Source organism: Williamsia maris (assembly GCF_024171815.1).
GTDB classification, from domain to species: domain Bacteria; phylum Actinomycetota; class Actinomycetes; order Mycobacteriales; family Mycobacteriaceae; genus Williamsia_A; species Williamsia_A maris.
The window spans coordinates 508,652-531,057 of the sequence record NZ_JAMTCJ010000004.1 but is presented as its reverse complement, the minus strand read 5'-3'; the positions used below and the strand labels follow the sequence as shown (position 1 = coordinate 531,057).

The 22,406-nt window shown below is 70.2% G+C and carries 20 protein-coding genes and 1 riboswitch; of the genes, 19 read left to right on the top strand and 1 reads right to left on the bottom strand.

Annotated features, from left to right (window positions below; translation table 11 throughout):
* The first annotated feature begins 53 nt into the window (after positions 1-53).
* The 19 genes from LX13_RS21125 (at position 54) to LX13_RS21035 (ending at position 20,259) form a co-directional block, all read left to right on the top strand.
* The gene (locus LX13_RS21125) at positions 54-581 is read left to right on the top strand and encodes a PH-like domain-containing protein (protein WP_253663635.1); all 528 of its coding nucleotides are present in this window, start codon (positions 54-56) and stop codon (positions 579-581) included.
* The gene (gene carA / locus LX13_RS21120; protein WP_253663283.1) at positions 578-1,699 is read left to right on the top strand and encodes a glutamine-hydrolyzing carbamoyl-phosphate synthase small subunit; all 1,122 of its coding nucleotides are present in this window, start codon (positions 578-580) and stop codon (positions 1,697-1,699) included. Before LX13_RS21125 ends, carA begins: the two co-directional genes overlap by 4 nt.
* Positions 1,699-5,025 carry a carbamoyl-phosphate synthase large subunit gene (carB, locus tag LX13_RS21115; RefSeq protein WP_253663282.1) on the top strand — a complete coding sequence of 1,109 codons (3,327 nt, stop codon included), beginning with the start codon at positions 1,699-1,701 and terminating at the stop codon, positions 5,023-5,025. The genes carA and carB overlap by 1 nt, the downstream gene beginning before the upstream one ends.
* Positions 5,022-5,858 (top strand): orotidine-5'-phosphate decarboxylase, encoded by an 837-nt coding sequence (gene pyrF, locus LX13_RS21110; protein WP_253663281.1) that lies wholly within the window; start codon positions 5,022-5,024, stop codon positions 5,856-5,858. The genes carB and pyrF overlap by 4 nt, the downstream gene beginning before the upstream one ends.
* 374 nt (positions 5,859-6,232) lie before the next feature.
* Positions 6,233-6,550, top strand: coding sequence for an integration host factor, actinobacterial type (gene mihF, locus LX13_RS21105; RefSeq protein WP_188492521.1), 318 nt, complete (start codon positions 6,233-6,235; stop codon positions 6,548-6,550).
* Positions 6,547-7,146, top strand: a complete 600-nt coding sequence (gene gmk / locus LX13_RS21100) for a guanylate kinase (RefSeq protein ID WP_253663634.1) — start codon at positions 6,547-6,549, stop codon at positions 7,144-7,146. Before mihF ends, gmk begins: the two co-directional genes overlap by 4 nt.
* 82 nt (positions 7,147-7,228) lie before the next feature.
* A complete protein-coding gene (gene rpoZ, locus LX13_RS21095; protein WP_188492523.1) occupies positions 7,229-7,528 on the top strand; it encodes a DNA-directed RNA polymerase subunit omega in 300 nt (99 codons plus the stop codon).
* A gap of 30 nt (positions 7,529-7,558) precedes the next feature.
* On the top strand, positions 7,559-8,815 hold the full coding sequence (coaBC, locus tag LX13_RS21090; RefSeq protein ID WP_253663280.1) for a bifunctional phosphopantothenoylcysteine decarboxylase/phosphopantothenate--cysteine ligase CoaBC: 1,257 nt from the start codon (positions 7,559-7,561) through the stop codon (positions 8,813-8,815).
* A gap of 151 nt (positions 8,816-8,966) precedes the next feature.
* A complete protein-coding gene (gene metK / locus LX13_RS21085; RefSeq protein ID WP_253663279.1) occupies positions 8,967-10,196 on the top strand; it encodes a methionine adenosyltransferase in 1,230 nt (409 codons plus the stop codon).
* A 58-nt stretch (positions 10,197-10,254) separates the two neighbouring features.
* Positions 10,255-12,297: a primosomal protein N' gene (locus tag LX13_RS21080; RefSeq protein WP_253663278.1), complete on the top strand. Its 2,043-nt coding sequence runs from the start codon at positions 10,255-10,257 to the stop codon at positions 12,295-12,297.
* A gap of 104 nt (positions 12,298-12,401) precedes the next feature.
* Complete coding sequence (gene def, locus LX13_RS21075) at positions 12,402-12,968, top strand: peptide deformylase (protein ID WP_253663277.1); 567 nt, start codon at positions 12,402-12,404, stop codon at positions 12,966-12,968.
* Complete coding sequence (gene fmt / locus LX13_RS21070) at positions 12,965-13,891, top strand: methionyl-tRNA formyltransferase (protein ID WP_253663276.1); 927 nt, start codon at positions 12,965-12,967, stop codon at positions 13,889-13,891. The genes def and fmt overlap by 4 nt, the downstream gene beginning before the upstream one ends.
* A 55-nt stretch (positions 13,892-13,946) precedes the next feature.
* Positions 13,947-15,326 (top strand): RsmB/NOP family class I SAM-dependent RNA methyltransferase, encoded by a 1,380-nt coding sequence (locus LX13_RS21065; RefSeq protein ID WP_253663275.1) that lies wholly within the window; start codon positions 13,947-13,949, stop codon positions 15,324-15,326.
* Positions 15,327-15,410: 84 nt separating this feature from the next.
* Positions 15,411-16,091, top strand: a complete 681-nt coding sequence (gene rpe, locus LX13_RS21060) for a ribulose-phosphate 3-epimerase (RefSeq protein WP_253663274.1) — start codon at positions 15,411-15,413, stop codon at positions 16,089-16,091.
* A 2-nt stretch (positions 16,092-16,093) separates the two neighbouring features.
* Positions 16,094-17,116: a bifunctional diaminohydroxyphosphoribosylaminopyrimidine deaminase/5-amino-6-(5-phosphoribosylamino)uracil reductase RibD gene (gene ribD, locus LX13_RS21055; RefSeq protein ID WP_253663273.1), complete on the top strand. Its 1,023-nt coding sequence runs from the start codon at positions 16,094-16,096 to the stop codon at positions 17,114-17,116.
* A gap of 61 nt (positions 17,117-17,177) precedes the next feature.
* Positions 17,178-17,342, top strand: a riboswitch (FMN riboswitch).
* 55 nt (positions 17,343-17,397) lie between these two features.
* Complete coding sequence (locus tag LX13_RS21050) at positions 17,398-18,048, top strand: riboflavin synthase (RefSeq protein ID WP_253663272.1); 651 nt, start codon at positions 17,398-17,400, stop codon at positions 18,046-18,048.
* The gene (locus LX13_RS21045; RefSeq protein WP_253663271.1) at positions 18,045-19,316 is read left to right on the top strand and encodes a bifunctional 3,4-dihydroxy-2-butanone-4-phosphate synthase/GTP cyclohydrolase II; all 1,272 of its coding nucleotides are present in this window, start codon (positions 18,045-18,047) and stop codon (positions 19,314-19,316) included. The genes LX13_RS21050 and LX13_RS21045 overlap by 4 nt, the downstream gene beginning before the upstream one ends.
* Positions 19,313-19,798 carry a 6,7-dimethyl-8-ribityllumazine synthase gene (gene ribH, locus LX13_RS21040; RefSeq protein ID WP_253663270.1) on the top strand — a complete coding sequence of 162 codons (486 nt, stop codon included), beginning with the start codon at positions 19,313-19,315 and terminating at the stop codon, positions 19,796-19,798. Before LX13_RS21045 ends, ribH begins: the two co-directional genes overlap by 4 nt.
* Positions 19,799-19,806: 8 nt before the next feature.
* On the top strand, positions 19,807-20,259 hold the full coding sequence (locus LX13_RS21035; protein WP_253663269.1) for a PH domain-containing protein: 453 nt from the start codon (positions 19,807-19,809) through the stop codon (positions 20,257-20,259).
* A 176-nt stretch (positions 20,260-20,435) separates the two neighbouring features.
* On the opposite strand, the gene LX13_RS21030 is transcribed toward LX13_RS21035, so the two are convergent.
* Complete coding sequence (locus LX13_RS21030; protein ID WP_253663268.1) at positions 20,436-22,394, bottom strand: gamma-glutamyltransferase family protein; 1,959 nt, start codon at positions 22,392-22,394, stop codon at positions 20,436-20,438.
* Positions 22,395-22,406: the final 12 nt, after the last annotated feature.

The window sequence follows — 22,406 nt, the reverse complement described above, 5'->3', positions numbered from 1 at the left end:
CCATCGTGATCATCGCGATCGTGATCGTGGCGTGGGGCGGGATCGTCGGTCTCATGCTGCTCGGCTGGCGCAACCGCGGGCGACGTCAGCAGGACGTCATCGGCGCCTTCCCGGACGTCCCGACCGATCCGGGTGCCCTCCTGCTCGGCCCCGACACCGGCGTCTACGTCGGGTCGACGGTCGCACCGAGCTGGCAGGACCGGGTCGCGGTCGGCGACTACGGCGACCGCGCGTCGGCGGAGTTCTCGAACTTCGACACCGGGATCCTGATCAGCCGGTCCGGCGCGAACCCCATCTGGATCCCGCGTGAATCCATCACCGCGATCCGCACCGAACGTGGACTCGCGGGCAAGGTGATGACCGCCGACGGCGTGCTCGTCATCCGCTGGACGCTGCCCTCGGGCACCGAGATCGACTCGGGTCTGCGTGGCGACGACAAGCTGCGCTACCCCGAATGGACGGCGCTCGACCCCCGCGCGTCCGACGTCCGGGGCGGGATGACCACCGAATCCGACACCACCACCCCCGGCGACGCGGCAGCCCCGACCGCCGACGAGACACCGAAGGACGACCACTCATGACCACCGCCCTACTGATCCTGGAGAACGGCCAGGTGTTCACCGGGCAGGCCTACGGTGCCACCGGTCAGACCCTGGGCGAAGCCGTGTTCTGCACCGCGATGACCGGGTACCAGGAGACGCTGACCGATCCCAGCTACCACCGTCAGATCGTGGTCGCGACCGCACCGCAGATCGGCAACACCGGGTGGAACGTCGAGGACGACGAGAGCCGCGGCGGGAAGATCTGGGTCGCCGGATACGCCGTGCGCAATCCCACCCGCAGGGTGTCGAGCTGGCGCGCCACCAGCACCCTCGACGACGAGCTGGTGCGGCAGGGGATCGTCGGGATCTCCGGCATCGACACCCGGACGCTGACCCGCGTCCTGCGCGACCACGGGTCGATGCGGGCCGGGGTCTTCTCCGGGGACGCCCTCGCCGAGACCGACGTGCTGCTCGACCGGGTCCGCACGGCCCCGTCCATGGCCGGCGCGGATCTCGCAGGCGAGGTCAGCACCGACGCCGACTACGTCGTCGAGCCCGACGGAGAGCACCGGTTCACCGTCGCCGCCATCGACCTCGGCATCAAGACCAACACCCCGCGGATGTTCGCCCAGCGCGGTGTCCGGGTGCACGTGTTCCCGTCGACCGTCGACCCGCAGGCGGTCATCGACCTCGCCCCGGACGGGGTGTTCCTGTCCAACGGACCGGGTGACCCGGCCACCGCCGACGGCGCGGTCGCGCTGACCCGCAGCGTTCTCGAACAGCGGATCCCGTTGCTGGGCATCTGCTTCGGCAACCAGATCCTCGGTCGCGCACTGGGCCGCGGGACCTACAAGATGAAATTCGGTCACCGCGGTATCAACATCCCGGTCATCGACCACACCACCGGACTGGTCTCCATCACCGCGCAGAACCACGGTTTCGCCCTCGAGGGCGAGGCGGGCGAGGAGTTCGACACCGACTTCGGACGCGCCCGCGTGAGCCACACCTGCGCCAACGACGGCACCGTCGAGGGCGTCGAACTGCTGGACGGCCAGGCGTTCTCGGTGCAGTACCACCCGGAGGCCGCGGCCGGTCCGCACGACGCCGCCTACCTCTTCGACCGTTTCTCCACCGTGATGCAAGGAGCCCGTGCCTGATGCCCCGCCGCACCGACATCTCCCACGTCCTGGTGATCGGGTCGGGTCCGATCGTCATCGGACAGGCCTGCGAGTTCGACTACTCCGGCACCCAGGCGTGCCGCGTCCTGCGCGCCGAGGGGTTGCGCGTCAGTCTGGTCAACTCGAACCCGGCCACGATCATGACCGACCCCGAGTTCGCCGACGCCACCTACATCGAGCCGATCACCGCCGAGTACGTCGAGAAGGTCATCACCACCGAGCGTGACGCCGGACATCCTATCGACGCCGTCCTGGCCACCCTCGGCGGACAGACCGCGCTCAACTGCGCTGTCGCACTGCATGAACAGGGCATCCTGGAGCGTTACGACATCGAGTTGATCGGTGCCGACTTCGAGGCCATCCAGCGCGGCGAGGACCGGCAGAAGTTCAAGGACATCGTCGCCAAGGTCGGCGGCGAGAGCGCCCGCTCGCGTGTCTGTTTCACCATGGCCGAGTGCCACGACACCGTCACCGAGCTCGGCTATCCCGTCGTGGTCCGTCCGTCGTTCACCATGGGCGGTCTGGGGTCGGGAATGGCCTACGACGCCACCGACCTCGAGCGGATCGCAGGCGGCGGACTGGCCGCGTCCCCGACGGCCAACGTGCTGATCGAGGAGTCCATCCTCGGGTGGAAGGAATACGAGCTCGAGCTGATGCGCGACGGCAAGGACAACGTCGTCGTGGTCTGTTCCATCGAGAACGTCGACCCGGTCGGCGTGCACACCGGCGACTCGGTGACCGTGGCGCCGGCGATGACGCTGACCGACCGCGAGTACCAGATCATGCGCGACCTCTCCATCGACATCCTGCGCGAGGTCGGCGTCGACACCGGCGGCTGCAACATCCAGTTCGCGATGGACCCCGCCGACGGCCGGCTGGTCGTCATCGAGATGAACCCCCGCGTGTCCCGGTCGTCGGCGCTGGCGTCGAAGGCGACCGGCTTCCCGATCGCGAAGATCGCCGCGAAGCTCGCCGTCGGCTACCGACTCGACGAGATCGTCAACGACATCACCGGCGAGACCCCCGCGTGTTTCGAGCCGACCCTGGACTACGTCGTCGTCAAGGCCCCGCGGTTCGCGTTCGAGAAGTTTCCCGGTGCCGACGACACGCTGACCACCACCATGAAGTCGGTGGGGGAGGCGATGTCGTTGGGCCGCAGCTTCGCCGAGGCGCTCGGCAAGGTCATGCGGTCGATGGAGACCAAGGCGGGCGGCTTCTGGACCGACGCAGGCACCGAGGGCTCGGTCGAGGAGATCCTCGCCGACATCGCCATTCCGCGTGACGGGCGGCTCTACAAGATCATGGCGGCGTTCGACCTCGGCGCGACGGTCGAGCAGCTGTTCGACGCGACCAAGATCGACCCGTGGTTCCTGGCCGAGATCGAGGCCGTCGGTGAGCTCGGCCGTCGCGTCCGCGCGGCCGACACCCTCGACGCCGAACTGCTGCGCGAGGCGAAGTCCACGGGTCTCTCCGACCGCCAGATCGCGGTGCTGCGCCACGATTTCGCCGACGACGCGGCCGTGGCCGCCCACCGGCGAGCGCTCGGTGTCCGGCCGGTCTACAAGACGGTCGACACCTGTGCCGCGGAGTTCGAGGCCAAGACGCCGTACCACTACTCGACCTACGAGATCGATCCCGCGGCGATCAGTGAGATCGCGCCGCAGACCGAGCGCGGCAAGGTCCTGATCCTCGGATCCGGTCCCAACCGCATCGGGCAGGGCATCGAGTTCGACTACTCGTGCGTGCACGCCGCGACGACGCTGTCGGAGGCCGGCTACGAGACCGTGATGGTCAACTGCAACCCCGAGACCGTCTCGACCGACTACGACACCGCCGACCGCCTCTACTTCGAGCCGCTGACGTTCGAGGACGTCGTCGAGGTCTACAACGCCGAGAGCGCGTCCGGGACCGTCGTCGGGGTCATCGTCCAGCTCGGTGGCCAGACCCCACTCGGGCTGGCCCGACGGCTCGAGGAGGCAGGCATCCCGATCGTCGGGACGAGCCCGGCGGCCATCGACCTCGCCGAGGATCGCGGCGAGTTCGGCAAGGTGCTCGACGCGGCCGGACTGCCGGCCGCGAAGTACGGGATGGCCACGACCTTCCCCGAGGCCCGCGCGATCGCATCCGACATCGGCTACCCGGTCCTGGTCCGACCGTCCTACGTCCTGGGTGGTCGCGGCATGGAGATCGTCTACGACGAGCCGTCCCTGGAGGGCTACATCTCGCGCGCGACCGAACTGACCGCCGAGCACCCGGTGCTCGTGGACCGCTTCCTCGAGGACGCGGTCGAGATCGACGTCGACGCGTTGTGCGACGGCACCGAGGTCTACATCGGCGGCGTCATGGAACACATCGAGGAGGCCGGTATCCACTCCGGTGACTCGGCCTGCGCGCTCCCGCCGGTGGCGCTGGGCCGCGCCGACGTGGCCGCGGTCCGCCGCTCGACCGAGGCGCTCGCCCGCGGCATCGGCGTCAAGGGACTCCTCAACGTCCAGTACGCGCTCAAGGACGACATCCTCTACGTGCTCGAGGCCAACCCGCGGGCGAGCCGCACCGTGCCGTTCGTGTCGAAGGCCACGGCCGTCCCGTTGGCCAAGGCGTGTGCCCGGGTGATGCTGGGGGAGACGATCGCCGAACTGCGCGAGCAGGGACTGCTGCCCGCCACCGGCGACGGCGGCGACCTGCCGGTGGGCGCGCCGATCGCGGTCAAGGAGGCGGTGCTGCCGTTCAACCGGTTCCGTCGTGCCGACGGCAGCGGGGTCGACTCGCTGCTCAGCCCGGAGATGAAGTCCACCGGCGAGGTGATGGGCATCGACGCCGACTTCGGCCGCTCCTTCGCCAAGTCGCAGACCGCGGCGTACGGCTCCCTGCCCACCTCCGGTGCGATCTTCGTCTCGGTGGCCAACAAGGACAAGCGTGCGCTGATCTTCCCGGTGAAGCGGCTCGCCGCATTGGGATTCGAGGTCCTGGCGACGGAGGGCACCGCGGATGTGCTGCGCCGCAACGGCATCGCCTGCACGATGGTCTACAAGCACTCCGACACCGACTTGCCCGAGGGGGCGCGCACGATCGTCGAGACCATCCGCGCGGGGGAGGTGTCGATGGTGATCAACACCCCGTTCGGCAACTCCGGTCCCCGTATCGACGGCTACGAGATCCGCAGCGCGGCGGTGTCGGTGAACATCCCGTGCATCACGACCGTGCAGGGTGCCAGCGCGGCCGTGCAGGGCATCGAGGCCGCCATCGAGGGTGACATCGGCGTGATGTCGCTGCAGGAGCGTCACCGCGCCATGCGCACCACGTGAGCGCAGGCGCGCCCGCCGACTTCGCGACCCGATACCGGGCCGCGGTGGCCGACCGTGGTCGCCTGTGTGTCGGCATCGACCCGCATCCGGGTCTGCTCGACGCCTGGGGTCTCACCGACGACGTCGACGGCCTGCGTCGGTTCGCCGACATCGCCGTCGCGGCCCTCGCGCCCGTCGCCGCGCTGATCAAGCCGCAGGTCGCGCTGTTCGAACGCTTCGGCTCGGCGGGGTTCGCGGTGCTCGAACAGACCATCGCCGGCATCGGCGCGGGCGGCGCGCTGGTCGTCGCCGACGCCAAACGCGGTGACATCGGGTCCACCATGGACGCCTACGCGAGCGCGTGGTTGCGTGACGGTTCCCCGCTGTGCTCGGACTCGGTCACGGTCTCGCCGTACCTCGGCTTCGGATCGCTCGATCCGGCCGTGCGGGCCGCCCAGGAGACCGGTCGTGGGGTGTTCGTACTCGCGCGGACCTCGAACCCGGAGGGCGCCGCGGTCCAGACCGCGCGCGGTGAGCGAACCAGCGTCGCCCAGGCGATCGTGGACGCCGCCGCCGAGCTCAACCACGCCGGCCCCGCCGCGGTGGGTCTGGTCGTCGGGGCCACCCGCGCCCACGGGCTCGATCTCGAGGCCGTCGGGGGCCCGATCCTCGCCCCGGGGGTGGGTGCCCAGGGCGGTACCCCCGCCGACGTCGCCCGGATCTTCGCCGGTGTGCACGAGTGGGTCCTGCCCGCGGTCTCGCGGGAGATCCTGCGCCGCGGACCCGACCACGCCGCGCTGTCCGACGAGGTGGCCCGGATGCGCGACGACGTCGAGGCCCACCTGCGCGGGTGAACCCGGCCCGTCGCACTCCGACGCAGCTCAGCGCGCCAAACGACACGCTCGACTCACCCGACGAGAATCCATCGGAGGGGTTTCGGCACACGCGTCACATCCGTCACATCAGCACCCCGCCCGGGTCGGTCCGGCAGGGATCGCCACTGCCTCCGTTTTCCGTTGTCGCACAGCCATTCTCGTGATCCGAAGACCGGATTCGGGTGCGGTGGCCGGAAAATCCGTCCGGTCGACACCCGTGCGCCTACAACACCGTCCGTACTGCACAAATGCCGGGGTGGGACTCGCAAATCCCTGTTCACGTCGGTACGGTCGCAGACGCTGCGGAAACGCAGCTCCGACAAGACTCATGTTCTACGAATACGGAGGAACCCGTGGCCCTTCCCCAGTTGACCCCTGAACAGCGCGCTGCTGCTCTGGAGAAGGCGGCTGCCGCTCGCCGAGTGCGCGCGGAGCTCAAGGAGCGGCTCAAGCGCGGCGGCACCGATCTGCAGCAGGTGCTCAAGGACGCAGAGTCCGACGAGATCCTGGGCAAGATGAAGGTGTCCGCCTTGCTCGAGGCCCTTCCCAAGGTCGGCAAGGTCAAGGCTCAGGAGATCATGACCGAGCTCGAGATCGCACCGACCCGCCGCCTGCGCGGCCTGGGCGACCGTCAGCGCAAGGCGCTGCTCGCCAAGTTCGACCAGGGCTGAACGCCCTGAGCTCAGACGTTCGGAGGGGTCGACTGGTTGTTTTGGTCGGCCCCTCCGCCGTCGGCAAGTCCAGCGTCGTGCGACGCCTGCGCGAGCTGATGCCCGACCTCGTCTTCAGCGTCTCGGCCACCACCCGGGCCCCGCGGGCCGGTGAGGTGGACGGTCGCGACTACCACTTCGTCGGCGCCGATCGCTTCGCCGAGATGATCGCCGACGGGGACCTGCTGGAGTGGGCCGAGATCCACGGCGGCCTGCAGCGGTCGGGAACACCCGCACGACCGGTCTTCGAGGCCCTGGAGGCCGGCTCGCCCGTCCTGGTCGAGGTCGACATCGCGGGTGCCCGCGCCGTGCAGGCCCGACTCGCCGACGCCATCACGGTGTTCCTGACCCCGCCCAGCTGGGAGGTGTTGGTCGAACGCCTGACCGGACGAGGCACCGAGACCGCCGAGGTGATCGAGCGCCGGCTCGAGACCGCGCGGGCCGAACTGGCCATCGCGCACGAGTTCGACCACGTCATCGTCAACGACGATGTCGACCGGGTGGCACAAAACTTGGTAAGCTTGCTGGTCGGGCGTGAGGATTCCCGGACGCCGTGATCGGCAACCGTTGTGTACACCCGCCTGAACAGTGCGTTTCGACCGACGAGATGTCACAGACAGTACGAAGTGAGGACTTTGCGTGAGCAGTCAGACCAGCGTCGAACCGACCGACATCGCCGACGCCCCGGCTTACGACACCCCGTTGGGCATCACCAACCCGCCCATCGATGAGCTGCTCGAGCGTGCCTCCTCGAAGTACGCCCTGGTGATCTACGCGGCCAAGCGCGCCCGCCAGATCAACGACTACTACAACCAGCTCGGCGACGGGATCCTGGAGTACGTGGGCCCCCTGGTCGAGCCGGGCATGCAGGAGAAGCCGCTCTCGATCGCGATGCGGGAGATCCACGCCGATCTGCTCGAGCACACCGAAGGCGAGTAGTCCCATTCGCGGTGAGCGGGACGAGGCGGCGTGAGCGGTAGTGGCACGTCGCGGCGAATCGTCGTCGGGATCGGTGGCGGCATCGCCGCCTACAAGACCTGTTCGGTCATCCGGCACTTCACCGAGGCGGGTCACGACGTCCGGGTCATCCCGACGCGAGCCGCCCTCGAGTTCATCGGGGCCGCGACGCTCGAGGCGCTGAGCGGCAACCCGGTCAGCGCCGAGGTGTTCGACGACGTCGAGCACGTCCCGCACGTCCGCATCGGACAGCAGGCCGATCTGGTGATCGTGGCGCCCGCGACCGCCGACCTGATGGCCCGCACGGCCACCGGTCGTGCCGACGACCTGCTCAGCGCGACCCTGCTCACCGCGCGGTGCCCGGTGCTCTACGCCCCGGCGATGCACACCGAGATGTGGGAGCACCCGGCCACCCAGCACAACGTCGAGACGATCCGCGCACGCGGCGGTGTCGTCATGACACCGGCGTCGGGACGACTCACCGGCAAGGACACCGGCGCGGGCCGCCTGCCCGACCCGTCGGAGATCGCCCTGATGGGTGAGGTGTTGCTCAGCGACCCCGACGCGCTGACCTACGACCTGCGCGGCACGCGGGTCCTGATCACGGCCGGCGGCACCCGCGAACCGTTGGACCCCGTCCGCTACCTCGGCAACCGCAGCAGCGGCAAACAGGGGTTCGCGCTCGCCCGCGCGGCGTCCCATCGGGGCGCGACGGTCACGCTGATCGCCGGCGCCACGGCGGAACTGGCCGTCCCCTCGGGGGTCGAGTTGATCCCGGTGGTGACCGCGGCCCAGATGTCCGAGGAGATCGCCAAGCGGTCCGACGAGGCCGACGTCGTCATCATGGCGGCCGCGGTCGCCGACTTCCGTCCCGTCAGCGTCGCGGACTCCAAGATCAAGAAGGGCGCGGCCGGTCCCGCCCCGATCGAACTCACCACCAATCCCGACATCCTGCGCACCCTCGTGGCCGCGCGCACCGCGGGTGACGTCGCCGCGTCGACCGTCATCGTCGGGTTCGCCGCCGAGACCGGGGACGCCAGCGGGGGAGTGCTCGACCACGGTCGGGAGAAGTTGGCGCGCAAGGGGTGTGATCTGTTGGTGGTGAACGCGGTCGGTGACGGCAAGGCGTTCGGCACCGACGACAACACCGGCTGGCTGCTGGCGGCCACCGGAACCGAGACGGCACTGCCGCTCGGATCGAAAACACTCATGGCGAGCCGAATACTGGACGCCGTCACCGATCTACTACCCGAGGATCGATGTAGCTGAGGATCGACCTCGCACCGGCTGGCCAGGTCACCGATCCGCCACCGGTATGTGTACCTTGAACAATCGTTACTCGGGGGACACACGAACACCTGCGGGTACACACCTGCCGTCACCACCACCTGCCACTCCCGTGCAATCTCGAGAGGAAATGATGACCAGTTCCGGCCACCGTCTCACCGGAGCCTCCCGGCTCTTCACCAGCGAATCGGTCACCGAGGGCCATCCAGACAAGATCTGCGATGCCATCAGTGACTCGATCCTCGACGCGCTGCTCGAGCAGGACAAGCACTCCCGCGTCGCGGTGGAGACGCTGGTCACCACCGGCCAGGTCCACGTCGCCGGTGAGGTCACCACCTCCGCCTACGCCGACATCCCGAAGATCGTGCGCGACAAGGTCCTCGAGATCGGTTACGACTCGTCGTCCAAGGGCTTCGACGGCGCCTCGTGCGGCGTCAACGTCGCGATCGGCGCGCAGTCGCCCGACATCGCGCAGGGTGTCGACAACGCCTACGAGGCGCGCGTCGACGGCGAGACCGACGAGATCGACAAGCAGGGTGCCGGCGACCAGGGCCTGATGTTCGGTTACGCCACCGTCGAGACCCCGGAGTACATGCCGGTCCCGATCGCGCTGGCCCACCGGCTCTCGCGTCGTCTCACCGAGGTCCGCAAGAACGGCACGCTGCCGTACCTGCGTCCCGACGGCAAGACCCAGGTCACCATCGAGTACAACGGCGACCAGCCGGTCCGTCTCGACACCGTCGTCCTGTCGACCCAGCACGCGGCCGACATCGACCTCATCAAGATGCTCACCCCCGACATCAAGACCCACGTCGTGGACACCGTGCTGGCCGATCTGGACCTCCCGACGCTCGACACCTCCGACGTGCGCCTGCTGGTCAACCCGACCGGCAAGTTCGTCCTCGGTGGCCCCATGGGCGACGCCGGCCTGACCGGCCGCAAGATCATCGTCGACACCTACGGCGGCATGGCCCGTCACGGTGGCGGCGCCTTCTCCGGCAAGGACCCGTCGAAGGTCGACCGCAGCGCGGCGTACGCGATGCGGTGGGTGGCCAAGAACGCGATCGCCGCCGGTCTGGCACAGCGCATCGAGGTCCAGGTCGCCTACGCGATCGGCAAGGCCGCCCCGGTCGGGCTGTTCGTCGAGACGTTCGGCACCGAGACGGTCGACCCGGCCAAGATCCAGGCCGCGATCGCCGAGGTCTTCGACCTGCGTCCGGGTGCGATCATCCGCGACCTCGACCTGCTGCGTCCGATCTACGCGCCGACCGCGGCCTACGGTCACTTCGGTCGTACCGACATCGACCTCCCGTGGGAGAACACCGACCGCGCCGACAAGCTGAAGGCGGCCGCCGGCCTGTGACGACCCGGACCGTCACGACGGTCCGTCTGATCACCATCCACACAGACGCCACCGATCGATGAGCGCACGCGCTGCCACCCGCACGCCCGCTGCTCATCGGCCGGTGGCGTCCGTGCTCCCCATGTTGGGTCTCGCACACCTGGACCGGCCGTTCGACTACCAGGTCGACGCCGACCAGGACGAGGCCGCGGTTCCCGGTGCGCGCGTGCGTGTCCGGTTCTCCGGGCGCCTCGTCGACGGTTACGTCCTCGAGCGCCTCGAGACGAGCGAGCACCCGGGCAAGTTGGGGTGGCTCGATCGGGTGGTGTCACCCGAACCTGTCCTGACCCCGGAGGTCGCCGCGCTCTGCCGCGCGGTCGCCGACCGGTACGCGGGCACGATGACCGACGTCCTCCGCCTGGCCATCCCCCCACGACACGGACGGACCGAGCAGGCCCCCGACACCACCACGGACACCACGACCGCGGACGGGTCGGTGCCCGCTGAACCGGACCCGGCCGGGTGGGCGCGCTACCGCAACGCCGAGTCCTTCACCGGCGTGGTCGGTGCCGGCGGACCCGGCCGCGCCGCGTGGCAGGCGCTTCCGGGGGAGGACTGGTCGCGACGACTGGCCGAACTGGCCACCCACGCGGTGCGCTCCGGCCACGGCGTCCTGATCGTCGTCCCCGACCAACGCGACCTCGACCGCGTCGAGCGCGCGTGTCGTGAGGTGCTCGGCGACACCGTGGTCGCCCTGTCCGCCGGTCTCGGGCCGGCCGCGCGCTACCGCCGGTGGCTGCGGGTGCTGCGCGGAACCGCCACGGTGGTCGTCGGCACCCGCAGCACCGCCTTCGCCCCCGTACACCGCCTGGGCCTGATGGTCGTCTGGGACGACGGTGACGACAGCCTGACCGAACCCCGCGCGCCCTATCCGCATCCGCGGGAGGTCGCCGTCCTGCGCGCCGCCGAGAGCGGGTGTGCGCTCGTGATCGGCGGACTGACCCGTACCGCCGAGACGCAGACCCTGGTCGACTCCGGATGGATGCACGACCTGGTCGCCGACCGGTCGACCGTCCGCGCCCACGCGCCCCGGATCCTCGCGATCAGCGACGAGGACCGCCGCGTCTCCCGCGACCCCAATGCCCGGATCGCGCGCATCCCGGAGATCGCCTTCGACGCGGCCCGTGCCGCGCTGGCCGCGCAGACGCCGGTACTCATCAGCGTGCCGCGACGCGGCTACCACCCGTCACTGGCCTGTGAGCGGTGTCGCACCCGCGTCCGCTGCCGCCGCTGTCGCGGTCCGATGTACGCCGACGGTCCCACCGCCCGCGGCGAACCCGTCCGGATCACCTGTCGGTGGTGCGGACACCACGAGTCGTCGTTCCGGTGCGCCGAGTGCGGCGACACCCACCTGCGCGCCCTCACCTCCGGCTCGCGACGCACCGCCGAGGAACTGGGCAAGGCGTTCGCGGGTGTCCCGGTGATCACCTCCGGCGGCGACCACATGGTCGACACCGTTCCCACCGGTGCGCGTGTGGTCGTCGCGACCCCGGGGGCCGAACCGGTCGCCGAGGGCGGGTACGGCGCGGCCGTGCTCCTCGACACGTGGGCGCAGATGGACCGGCCCGACCTCCGCGCGGGCGAGCAGACCCTGCGCCGCTGGTTCGCCGCGATCACCCTGGTCCGTTCGGCGGCCGACAACGGGACCGCGGTCATCGTCGCCGACGCCGGGATCCCGGTGGTCCAGGCCGCCATCCGGTTCGACGCGGTCGGTTTCGCCGCCGACGAGGTGCGACAGCGCGCCGAACTCGGACTACCGCCGGCGGTGACGATGGCGTCGGTCGACGGCTCGGCGACGTCGATCGCCGCGTTCGCGGACTCGGTGGCCCTGCCCGCAGGCGGCGAGGTACTCGGACCGGTCGACCTCCCGCCCGACGCCCGACCGCCCGCGGGCGCCGATCGCACCGTCGACGGCGGCGATGTCGCGCGAATCCTGTTGCGCGTCAAGCGGTCCGAGGGCCGAGCGCTCGTCCGGGCGCTCCGGGACGCGCAGATCGCGCGCACCACCCACCACGACGCCGGGGCGCTGCGGGTACAGGTCGACCCGCCGACGATCGGCTGACGTCGGCGCCGGGACGATCGGCGTCGATACGCGCCCGGTCGAGCCCATAGACTCGTACGCGCCCGGTGCACCACTGCGCCGGGACCGAGGGAGAGGATCCAGACGTGTCGGTGGTGCCCATCCGGTTGTTCGGCGATCCGGTGCTGCGCACCCGCGCGTCCGAGGTATCCGATTTCGGCCCCGAACTCGGCCGTCTGATCGACGACATGTTCGAGACGATGGACCGACACAACGGCGCTGGTCTCGCCGCGACGCAGATCGGTGTCGAATCCCGGGTCTTCGTGTTCAACTGCGGCGGGATGCGCGGCCACATCGTCAACCCGGTCTGGTCGGCCGAGGGCGACGACACCCAGACCGGCGCCGAGGGCTGCCTGTCGATCCCGGGGATCCAGGCCTCCTGCACCCGCGCCGCGGTCGTGACGGTCAGCGGCGTCAACCGCGACGGCACCCCACTGCACTTCACCGCCGACGACATCGTCGCCCGCGCAATCCAGCACGAGACCGACCACCTCGACGGCGTGCTGTTCCTGCAACGCCTCGACCCGGCGATCCGCAAGGGCGCGATGCGCGCGGTGCGTGAATCGGAATGGTTCGCCGCGGGCGTCACCAGCAGCGATGACCCCGGTGCGTACCCGACGACGTGGATCCACGAGCCCGACGAGTCGGCATGAGAATTGTCTTCGCGGGAACCCCTGATCCCGCCGTGGCGTCGCTGCGCCGGCTCATCGACTCGCCCGATCACGAGGTCGTCGGTGTGATCACCCGACCCGATGCCGAATCCGGCCGTGGGCGCAAGGTGCTGCGGTCCCCGGTGGGGACGCTGGCCGACGAGGCGGGCATCGAGGTGATCACGCCGCGCCGACTGTCCGAGCCGGATGCGGTCGCGTCGCTGACCGATTGGGCGCCGGACTGCTGTGCCGTCGTCGCCTACGGGGCGCTGGTGCCGAAGGCATTGCTCGATCTGCCGCGGCACGGGTGGATCAACCTGCACTTCTCGCTCCTGCCGGCCTGGCGAGGCGCGGCCCCGGTCCAGGCCGCCATCGCCGCGGGCGATGAGATCACCGGCGCCAGCACCTTCCAGATCGAGGCGGGCCTCGACACCGGGCCGGTGTTCGGCACACTCACCGAGCGGATCCGCCCCACCGACACCAGCGGCGACCTCCTCGACCGGCTGGCCGAGCACGGGTCGCACCTGCTGGTCTCGACCCTCGACGGGATCGAGCGCGGCGAGCTCGTGGGACTTTCACAGCCCACGGACGGGGTCAGCTTCGCACCCAAGATCGACGTCGCCGACGCGCGCGTCCGATGGGATCGGCCCGCACACATCGTCGATCGTCAGATTCGTTCGGCCACACCGGCTCCCGGTAGCTGGACCGAGTTGGGAGAAGTCCGTTTGAAGATCGGCCCCGTCACCACGACCGACGGCGAACCGCTGCCCGCGGGCGCGCTCGCGGTGTCGAAGAAGTCGGTGCTGGTGGGTACCGGCTCCGCCCCGGTGCGGCTGAGCACGGTGCAACCGCCCGGGAAGAAGCCGATGGCCGCGGCCGACTGGGCCCGCGGCGCACACCTCGCATCCGGCGCGGTGCTGTCATGATCCACCGCTACTGCGCGTTCACACTGCAATCCGGACCAGTCGACGGGGTGGTCGGATGACCCGCCCGGCGCACGTCCGCGACAAGGCTGTCGACCCGGTCCGCAAGGCCGCCCGCGACGTGTTGCGTGCGGTGCGCGAGCGGGATTCCTACGCCAACCTCGTGCTGCCGAAACTGCTGCGCGACCGGGGTATCACCGGCCGCGACGCGGCACTGGCCACCGAGCTCGCCTACGGCACCTGTCGGGCGACGGGGGTCCTCGACGCGATCATCGCCTCGGCGGCGGGGCGACGGGTCGACGAGATCGACGGTCCGGTCCTCGACGTGCTGCGCCTCGGGGCCTACCAGCTGCTGCGGACCCGCATCGGTGCGCACGCGGCGGTGTCGACATCGGTCGACCTCATCCGCAGCGAGGCGGGTCAGGGCCCGGCCGGATTCTGTAACGCGGTGCTGCGCAAGATCTCCCAGCGCGACGAAGAACTGTGGACCGAGGAGCTCGCGCCGTCGATGGCCGACGACGTGGTCGGTCATCTCGCGTTCCGCTACGCCCATCCGCGCTGGATCGCGCAGGTGTTCGCCGACGCCCTGGCGGGTCCGGACGGCGGTGTGCGCGCGGGTGAACTGCAGTCGGCGCTCGCGGCCGACGATGAACGACCGATCGTGCACCTCGCCGCGCGTCCGGGTCTGATCAGCGCCGAGGAACTCGCGCTGGCGACCGGGGGAGAGGTCGGGGCGTTCTCCCCGTACTGCGTCTATCTGCCCGGCGGCGACCCCGGCAAGCTCGACGCCGTGCGCGACGGGATGGCCGGCGTGCAGGACGAAGGCAGTCAGCTGGTGGCCCGTGCGGTCACCGTCGCCCCGATCGAGGGGGACGACACCGGTCGCTGGCTCGACCTCTGCGCCGGTCCCGGCGGGAAGGCCGCCATGATCGGTGCCCTCGCCGAGATCGACGCCGCCGACCTCGACGCCGTCGAGCCGTCCGAGCACCGTGCCGAACTGGTGCGGACGTCGGTGAAGGGACTGCCGGTCACCGTGCACGTCGCCGACGGCCGTGACAGCGGCCTGCCCCCCGGATACGACCGCGTGCTGGTCGACGCCCCGTGTACCGGTCTGGGCTCGTTGCGTCGACGCCCCGAGGCCCGGTGGCGACGCACGCCGTCCGACGTCCCCGAACTCGTGGCGCTGCAACGCCAACTGCTCGTCGCCGCACTTCAACTGATCCGGCCCGGCGGTGTGGTCATCTACTCGACGTGCTCGCCGCACCCGGCCGAGACCGTCGGCGTGGTGGAGTCGGTGGTCGCCGACGGACTGGCCCGCACCCTCGACGCCCGCCCCCTCGTGCCGGTCGACGACCTCGGCGACGGCCCGTACGTCCAGCTCTGGCCGCATGTGCACGGCACCGACGCGATGTTCCTGGCGGCGCTGACCCGACCGTGACATCGCGGGGGATCCGACGGTCGGCGCAGCGGGCGACACGCGGGGGTGGAGTTCGCCGTGCAGGCGATGCATAGACTTCCGGCCATGTCTCTCGACCGTCCGGCCCAGCCGATGATCGCGCCGTCCATCCTCTCCGCCGACTTCGCCAACCTGGCCGCCGAGGCCAATTCGGTCGGCGACTCCGACTGGCTGCACGTCGATGTCATGGACGCACACTTCGTCCCGAACCTCACCCTCGGGTTGCCGGTGGTGCAGAGCCTGCTCAAGGCCACCGAGATCCCGATCGACTGCCACCTGATGATCGAGGACCCCGCCCGCTGGGCGCCGCCGTACGCCGAGGCCGGCGCCCACAACGTCACCTTCCACGCCGAGGCCACCGACGACCCGATCGCCGTCGCCAAGGACATCCGCGCCGCCGGGGCGAAGGCGGGGCTCAGCCTGAAGCCGGGCACCGACCTCGATCCCTACCTCGAGATCCTCTCCGAGTTCGACACCCTGCTGGTGATGAGCGTGGAACCGGGTTTCGGAGGACAGTCCTTCATGCCGGAGGTGCTCGAGAAGGTCCGGACCATCCGCAAACGCATCGACTCGGGCGCGCTACGACTTCTCGTGGAGATCGACGGCGGCATCAACGCCGACACGATCGAGCAGGCCGCCGAGGCCGGGGTCGACTGCTTTGTCGCGGGTTCCGCGGTCTACGGCGCCGCCGATCCCGCGGTCGCGGTGTCGAAACTGCGCGCGCAGGCACTCGCCGCGCGCGGCTGACAATGATCACCGGCGGCCCGCGACGCCACGAGTCGGCGATGCGCGAGGCCATCGCCGAATCCCTGCGGGCGCGGGGTGTGAGCTCGCCCAACCCGCCGGTCGGCGCAGTCATCGTCGACGACACCGGCGTCGTCGTCGGACGCGGACACACCCAACCCGTCGGCGGCCCCCACGCCGAGGTCATGGCCCTGCGCGATGCCGGTGATCGCGCCCGGGGCGCCACGGCGGTGGTGACCCTCGAGCCCTGTGATCACACCGGCCGCACCGGTCCGTGCACCCGCGCGCTGCTCGACGCGGGCGTGTCCCGGGTGATCTATGCCGTCGACGACCCGAACCCGGGGGCGGGTGGGGGAGCGACGACGCTGCGCTCGGCCGGGACCGCGGTCGAGGCGGGGCTGCTCGCCGATGTCGTCAGGGACGGCCCCTTACGCGAATGGCTGTTCCGGCAGCGGACTTCTCGGCCGCACGTGACCGCCAAGATCGCGGCGACCCTGGACGGCCGTATCGCCGCACCGGACGGGACCAGCCAGTGGATCACCGGCTCCGGCGCGCGCGAGCGCGTCCACGTCGATCGCGGTGAACTCGACGCGATCGTCGTGGGTACCGGCACGGTCCTGCGCGACGACCCGACGCTGACCGCGCGGTTCCCCGACGGCACCCTGCGCGAGCACCAACCGGTCCGGGTGGTCCTGGGCAACCGGCCCATCCCGTCCGGCGCGCGGATCCTGGGACCCGATGCCCCGACCGTCCACGTCCCCGGGCACGACCCCGTCGCGGTCCTGAGCGCGCTCGACGACGCACTGCACGTGCAGGTCGAGGGCGGGCCGACGATCCTCGGCGCGTTCTTCGCCGCGGGACTCGTCGACCGAGTCCAGGTCTATCTCGCGCCGACGATCCTGGGGGGCGGGGCCGCCGCGGTCGACGACCACTCGGTGCAGACGCTGACCGACGCGCACCGATTCGTCCGTTCCGGGCTGGAGATCCTCGGCGACGACGTTCTGATCACCCTGACCTCAACCCCCTGACCGGCGTTTTCGCCGGTCGCGGGCGCGCGGTGTGCGGTTCGCGCTGTGCTAGCGTCGAGGGAGAAGTTCTCAGGGCGGGGTGTGATTCCCCACCGGCGGTGACGACGAGAAATCGGCGAAGCCCGCGAGCGCCCGGACCATCGACCGACCGGTCGGAGGGACGGGGTCAGCAGATCCGGTGTGACTCCGGAGCCGACGGTCATAGTCCGGATGAGAGAGAACGCACCGCGGTGGATTCCGCGTTCGTATCGCCCTGGGTCGTGACGACTCGAGGAGCATTGGTGTTCACCGGAATTGTCGAAGAGCGCGGGACCGTCGTCTCGCGCGAGGACCTCGTCGACGCGGCGCGGTTCACCGTGCGCGGCCCCCTGGTCACCAGCGACGCCGGACACGGGGACTCGATCTCCGTCAACGGCGTGTGCCTGACCGTGGTCGACCAGCCCGCGGCCGACGACTTCACCGTCGACGTGATGGCCGAGACCCTGCGCCGCAGCAGCCTCGCGTCCCTGGACGCCGGCGCGCCGGTCAACCTGGAGCGCGCCATGGCCGCAGGTGGTCGGTTCGGCGGCCACATCGTGCAGGGCCACGTCGACGGCGTCGGTCGTGTGTCGTCGGTCAGCCCGTCGGAGAACTGGACCGTCATCCGCATCGGCATCGACGCGGCCACCTCGCGCTACATCGTCGAGAAGGGATCGATCACCGTCGACGGTGTCTCCCTGACCGTCTCGGGCATATCCGAGCCCGGAGCGGAGTTGTCCTGGTTCGAGATCTCGCTGATCCCGACCACCCTGGCGATGACCACACTCGGCACCGTCACCGTCGACACCGTGGTCAACCTCGAGGTCGACGTGATCGCCAAGTACGTCGAGCGGCTCACGGCCACCCAGAACCACCCCACCGTCTCCCAGCAGAACGACGAGGTTGCATCGTGACGATCTTCGACACCGTTGAGCGCGCAGTCGCCGACATCGCAGCGGGCAAGGCCGTCGTCGTGGTCGACGACGAGGACCGCGAGAACGAGGGCGACCTCATCTTCGCCGCCGAGAAGGCCACGCCCGAACTGGTGGCGTTCATGGTCCGCTACACCTCGGGTTACCTCTGTGTGCCGCTCGACGGCGCCGACTGCGACCGTCTCGGCCTGCCGCCGATGTATTCGGTGAACCAGGACAAGCACGGGACCGCCTACACCGTCACCGTCGACGCCCGCGAGGGCATCGGCACCGGTATCAGCGCCTCGGACCGGGCCGCGACCATGCGCCTGCTCGCCTCGTCGGAGAGCACCGCCAACGACTTCACCCGTCCCGGGCACGTGGTCCCGCTGCGCGCCAAGGAGGGCGGGGTGCTGCGACGTCCCGGCCACACCGAGGCCGCGGTCGACCTCGCGCGGATGGCCGACCTCGCACCCGCGGGCGTCATCTGCGAGATCGTCAGCCAGAAAGACGTCGGCGCGATGGCCCAGACCGACGAACTGCGGGTCTTCGCCGACGAGCACGACCTCGCGCTGATCTCCATCGCCGACCTCATCTCGTGGCGTCGCCGGCACGAGAAGCACGTCGTCCGGGTGGCCGACGCGCGTATCCCGACCGGGCACGGCACCTTCCGCGCTGTCGGGTATACCAGCATCTACGACGAGGTCGAGCACATCGCGCTCGTCCTCGGCGACATCCCCGGGCCCGACGGCGAGGGCAACGACGTCCTGGTGCGCGTGCACTCGGAGTGTCTCACCGGTGACGTCTTCGGCTCGTTGCGGTGCGACTGCGGACCGCAACTCGACGCGGCGATGGAGATGGTCGCCGCTGAAGGACGCGGCATCGTGCTCTACATGCGGGGACACGAGGGCCGGGGGATCGGACTGCTGCACAAGCTGCAGGCCTACCAGCTCCAGGACAGCGGTTCGGACACCGTCGACGCGAATCTCGAACTCGGACTGCCCGCCGACGCCCGCGACTACGGACTCGGCGCGCAGATCCTCGTCGACCTCGGCGTCAGCTCCATGCGCCTGCTCACCAACAACCCGGCCAAGCGGGTCGGGCTCGACGGATACGGACTTCACATCACCGAGCGGGTCCCGATGCCGGTACGTCCCAACGCCGAGAACCTGCGGTACCTGCGTACCAAGCGTGACCGGATGGGCCACGACCTGATCGGCCTCGACGACGTCGCGGGTTCGGCCGCCAACGCGGGCGGGACGTCGGCGTGAGCGGGGCGGGCGAACCGACCGTCGAACTCGCCGCCGCGTCGGACCTGAAGCTGGCGATCGTCGCGTCGCAGTGGCACGCCACCATCTGTACCGCGTTGCTCGACGGCGCCCTGCGCGTCGCCCAGACCGCGAAGATCGAGTCGCCGACGGTGGTGCGGGTGGCCGGGGCGATCGAGCTGCCGGTCGTGGTGCAGGCACTGGCCCGCACGCACGACGCGGTCGTGGCGCTCGGGGTCGTCATCCGCGGCGAGACACCGCATTTCGAGTACGTCTGTGACGCGGTGACCGCGGGGCTGACCCGGGTGTCGCTCGACGAGAGCACCCCGGTGGGCAACGGTGTGCTCACGACGCTGAACGAGCAGCAGGCGCTCGACCGCGCCGGGCTGCCGGACTCGTTCGAGGACAAGGGCGCACAGGCGGCCACCGCAGCGCTGGCCTCGGCGATCACCCTGACAGAGCTCGCGAAGCTCCCACCCCGGTGACCCGTCCGATGGATGCCTCCACCTCGACCGAATGGGACTTCACCTATCGGAGTCGGCGGACCGCGCGCTACGCGACGATCGTGGCGGCGCTGTTCGTCATCGCCCACGTGGCCGTCGGCATCCTGCTGCGGGTCTCCGACACCGGCGTGCGGTTCCGCATCACCGATCAGATCGGTCTCGCGATGATCGGCGTCGTGCTCGGTGGCGCAATCATGACCCTCACGTTGCCCAGAATTCGTGTCGGCGCATCCGGTGTCGCGGTGCGGAACATCCTGGGGGAGCGCGTCTTCGACTGGGCTGACGTCGAGGGCATCTGGTACCCCGATTCCGGCCACTGGGCCCGACTCGAACTGCCTGCCTACGAGCATGTCCCGGTGATGGCCATCCAGGCCAACGACGGCATCCGCGCGGTCGAGGCCATGGACACCGTCCGCGAACTCCTCGAGAGATATCGCGCCTAGAGGGTTTGTCGAGCCCGTCGAGTGCGCCGACGCTGATCAGTGCAGATGGTCGGCTCACGTGACGAAAAGCCGCTGACGGTGCGGAAAGCGCGCATCGAGTGTGCGTCGTCTCGTCGAATCTCGCGTGCCGTCGTCAGCACACTCGATGGCGCTTTCCACACAGCCAGCAATCATGATCAGCGGGTGTCGCCCATGACCTCTCCCTCGCGGCGGGGGTCGGCGCCACCGATCCACCCGTCCTGGTCGCGGACGACCGCGGCGAGTCCGGACGACTGGTCGGCGACCGACACCTGATGGCCCATCTTCCGTAGCGCGAGGACCAGGGGATCCCGGTCACCGTTGTCGGTCGGGTCGACGCCGGGGTGCTCACCACCGACGTTCGTGGTCGGGCTGTTGGCGGCACCGAAGTCCACACCGGAGACCGCCTGCTGCGGATCGAGCCCCCAGTCGAGGATCCCGACGAGGGTCTTGATGACGAACTGGATGATCACCGAACCACCGGGCGAGCCCACCGCGGCGGTGAGATCCCCGCGGCCACCGTCGGCGGCGTCGAAGACCAGGGTCGGCGACATCGAGCTCCGCGGTCGCTTGCCCGGCTCCACCCGGTTGGCCACGGGCGCACCGGATTCGTCGACCGGGTCGGCGGAGAAGTCCGTCAGCTGATTGTTCAGGATGAACCCGTCGACCATGTGGAACGACCCGAACGCGGACTCGACCGTCGTCGTCATCGAGGCGGCGTCCCCCTTCTTGTCGATGACCACGATCTGGCTGGTCCCGTGCTCCGGTGTCGGCACGACACCGGCGGGCACCGGTCCGAAGTCACCCGGCTCCGCCTCGCCCATCGAGCGGTTCGGATCGATCAGCGACGCACGCTTCTTCAGATAGGCGGGGTCGGTGAGCGCCGCGGGTGAACCGCCCGGCAGGGGGACGAAATCGGTGTCGGCGACGTACTTGTCGCGATCGGCGTAGGCGAGCCGCTCGGCTTCGGAGATCAGGTGCACGGCCTGTGCGGTCGGCACACCGCCGTTGCGGTCCCTCTCGCGCGGGCCCATCGAGGCCAGGTCGAAGTTCGACAGGATCCCCATCGCCGACGCGACGGTGATGCCGCCGGACGAGGGCGGCGGCATGCCACACAGGACGTGACCGCGGTAGGTGGTGCACAGCGACTCCCGCTTGCGGGCGCGGTAACCGGCCAGGTCGTCGAGGGTGGTCAGTCCGGGCGTCATACCGCCGGCGGTCGACCCGACCTTGTCGACGATGTCGCGGGCGATCGCGCCGGTGTAGAACGCGTCGGGTCCCTCGCTCGCGATCGCCCCGAGCGACTTCGCGTAGGCCGGGTTGTTCAGCGTCGTGCCCGCGGCCTTGGGGGTCCCGTCGGGGTTGAGGAAGTAGGCCTTCGCCTCCGGGTCGGCGACCAGATCGGTTCTGCTGTCGGCGATCGCGGCCGCCATCCGCGGGCTGATGGCGAACCCGTCGTCGGCCAGCCGCACGGCGGGGGAGAACAGGTCACCCCACTTCTTCACGCCGTGGTCGGACTGCGCCATCTCGAGCATCCGCAGCACGCCCGGCGTACCGATGGACCGTCCGCTCGCGCGCGCCGAGGGGACTGGTTCGGTGCGCTCGGTCGGGCTGATGTGACGCAGGTAGTCGCCGGTCGCCGCGGCCGGTGCGGTCTCGCGACCGTCGTAGGCCTGCACCGATCTCGACGCCGCGTCGTAGTAGACGAGGAACGCACCGCCGCCGATCCCGGTGGCCTGCGGCTCCACCAGACCGAGCACGGCCTGCGCGGCGACGAGCCCGTCCGCGGCGCTGCCACCGTCGCGGACGACGTCGCAGGCGGCCTTCGTCGCGAGGGGGTTCGCGGTCACCACCGAGTACGACCCGGTGCGCACCGGCGTCATCTGCGTCCGGTAGCCGGTGGCGACCTCCGGGTTGGTGGCGATGTCGCGGCTCGCCGGTGCCCCCGCGGTGGCCGAGGCTGCCGCGATCGGTGTCCCGTTGGCCACATTCGTACACGTCCCCGAGTCGGGCCCGGACGCGGTGGAGCCGTCGTCGCCGCACGCGGCCGAGGTCAGGGCGATGGCGGCGACGGCGAGGACGGCCACGCTGCGGACGGGACGGGGGTGCACCTTCATCCGCCGACGCTA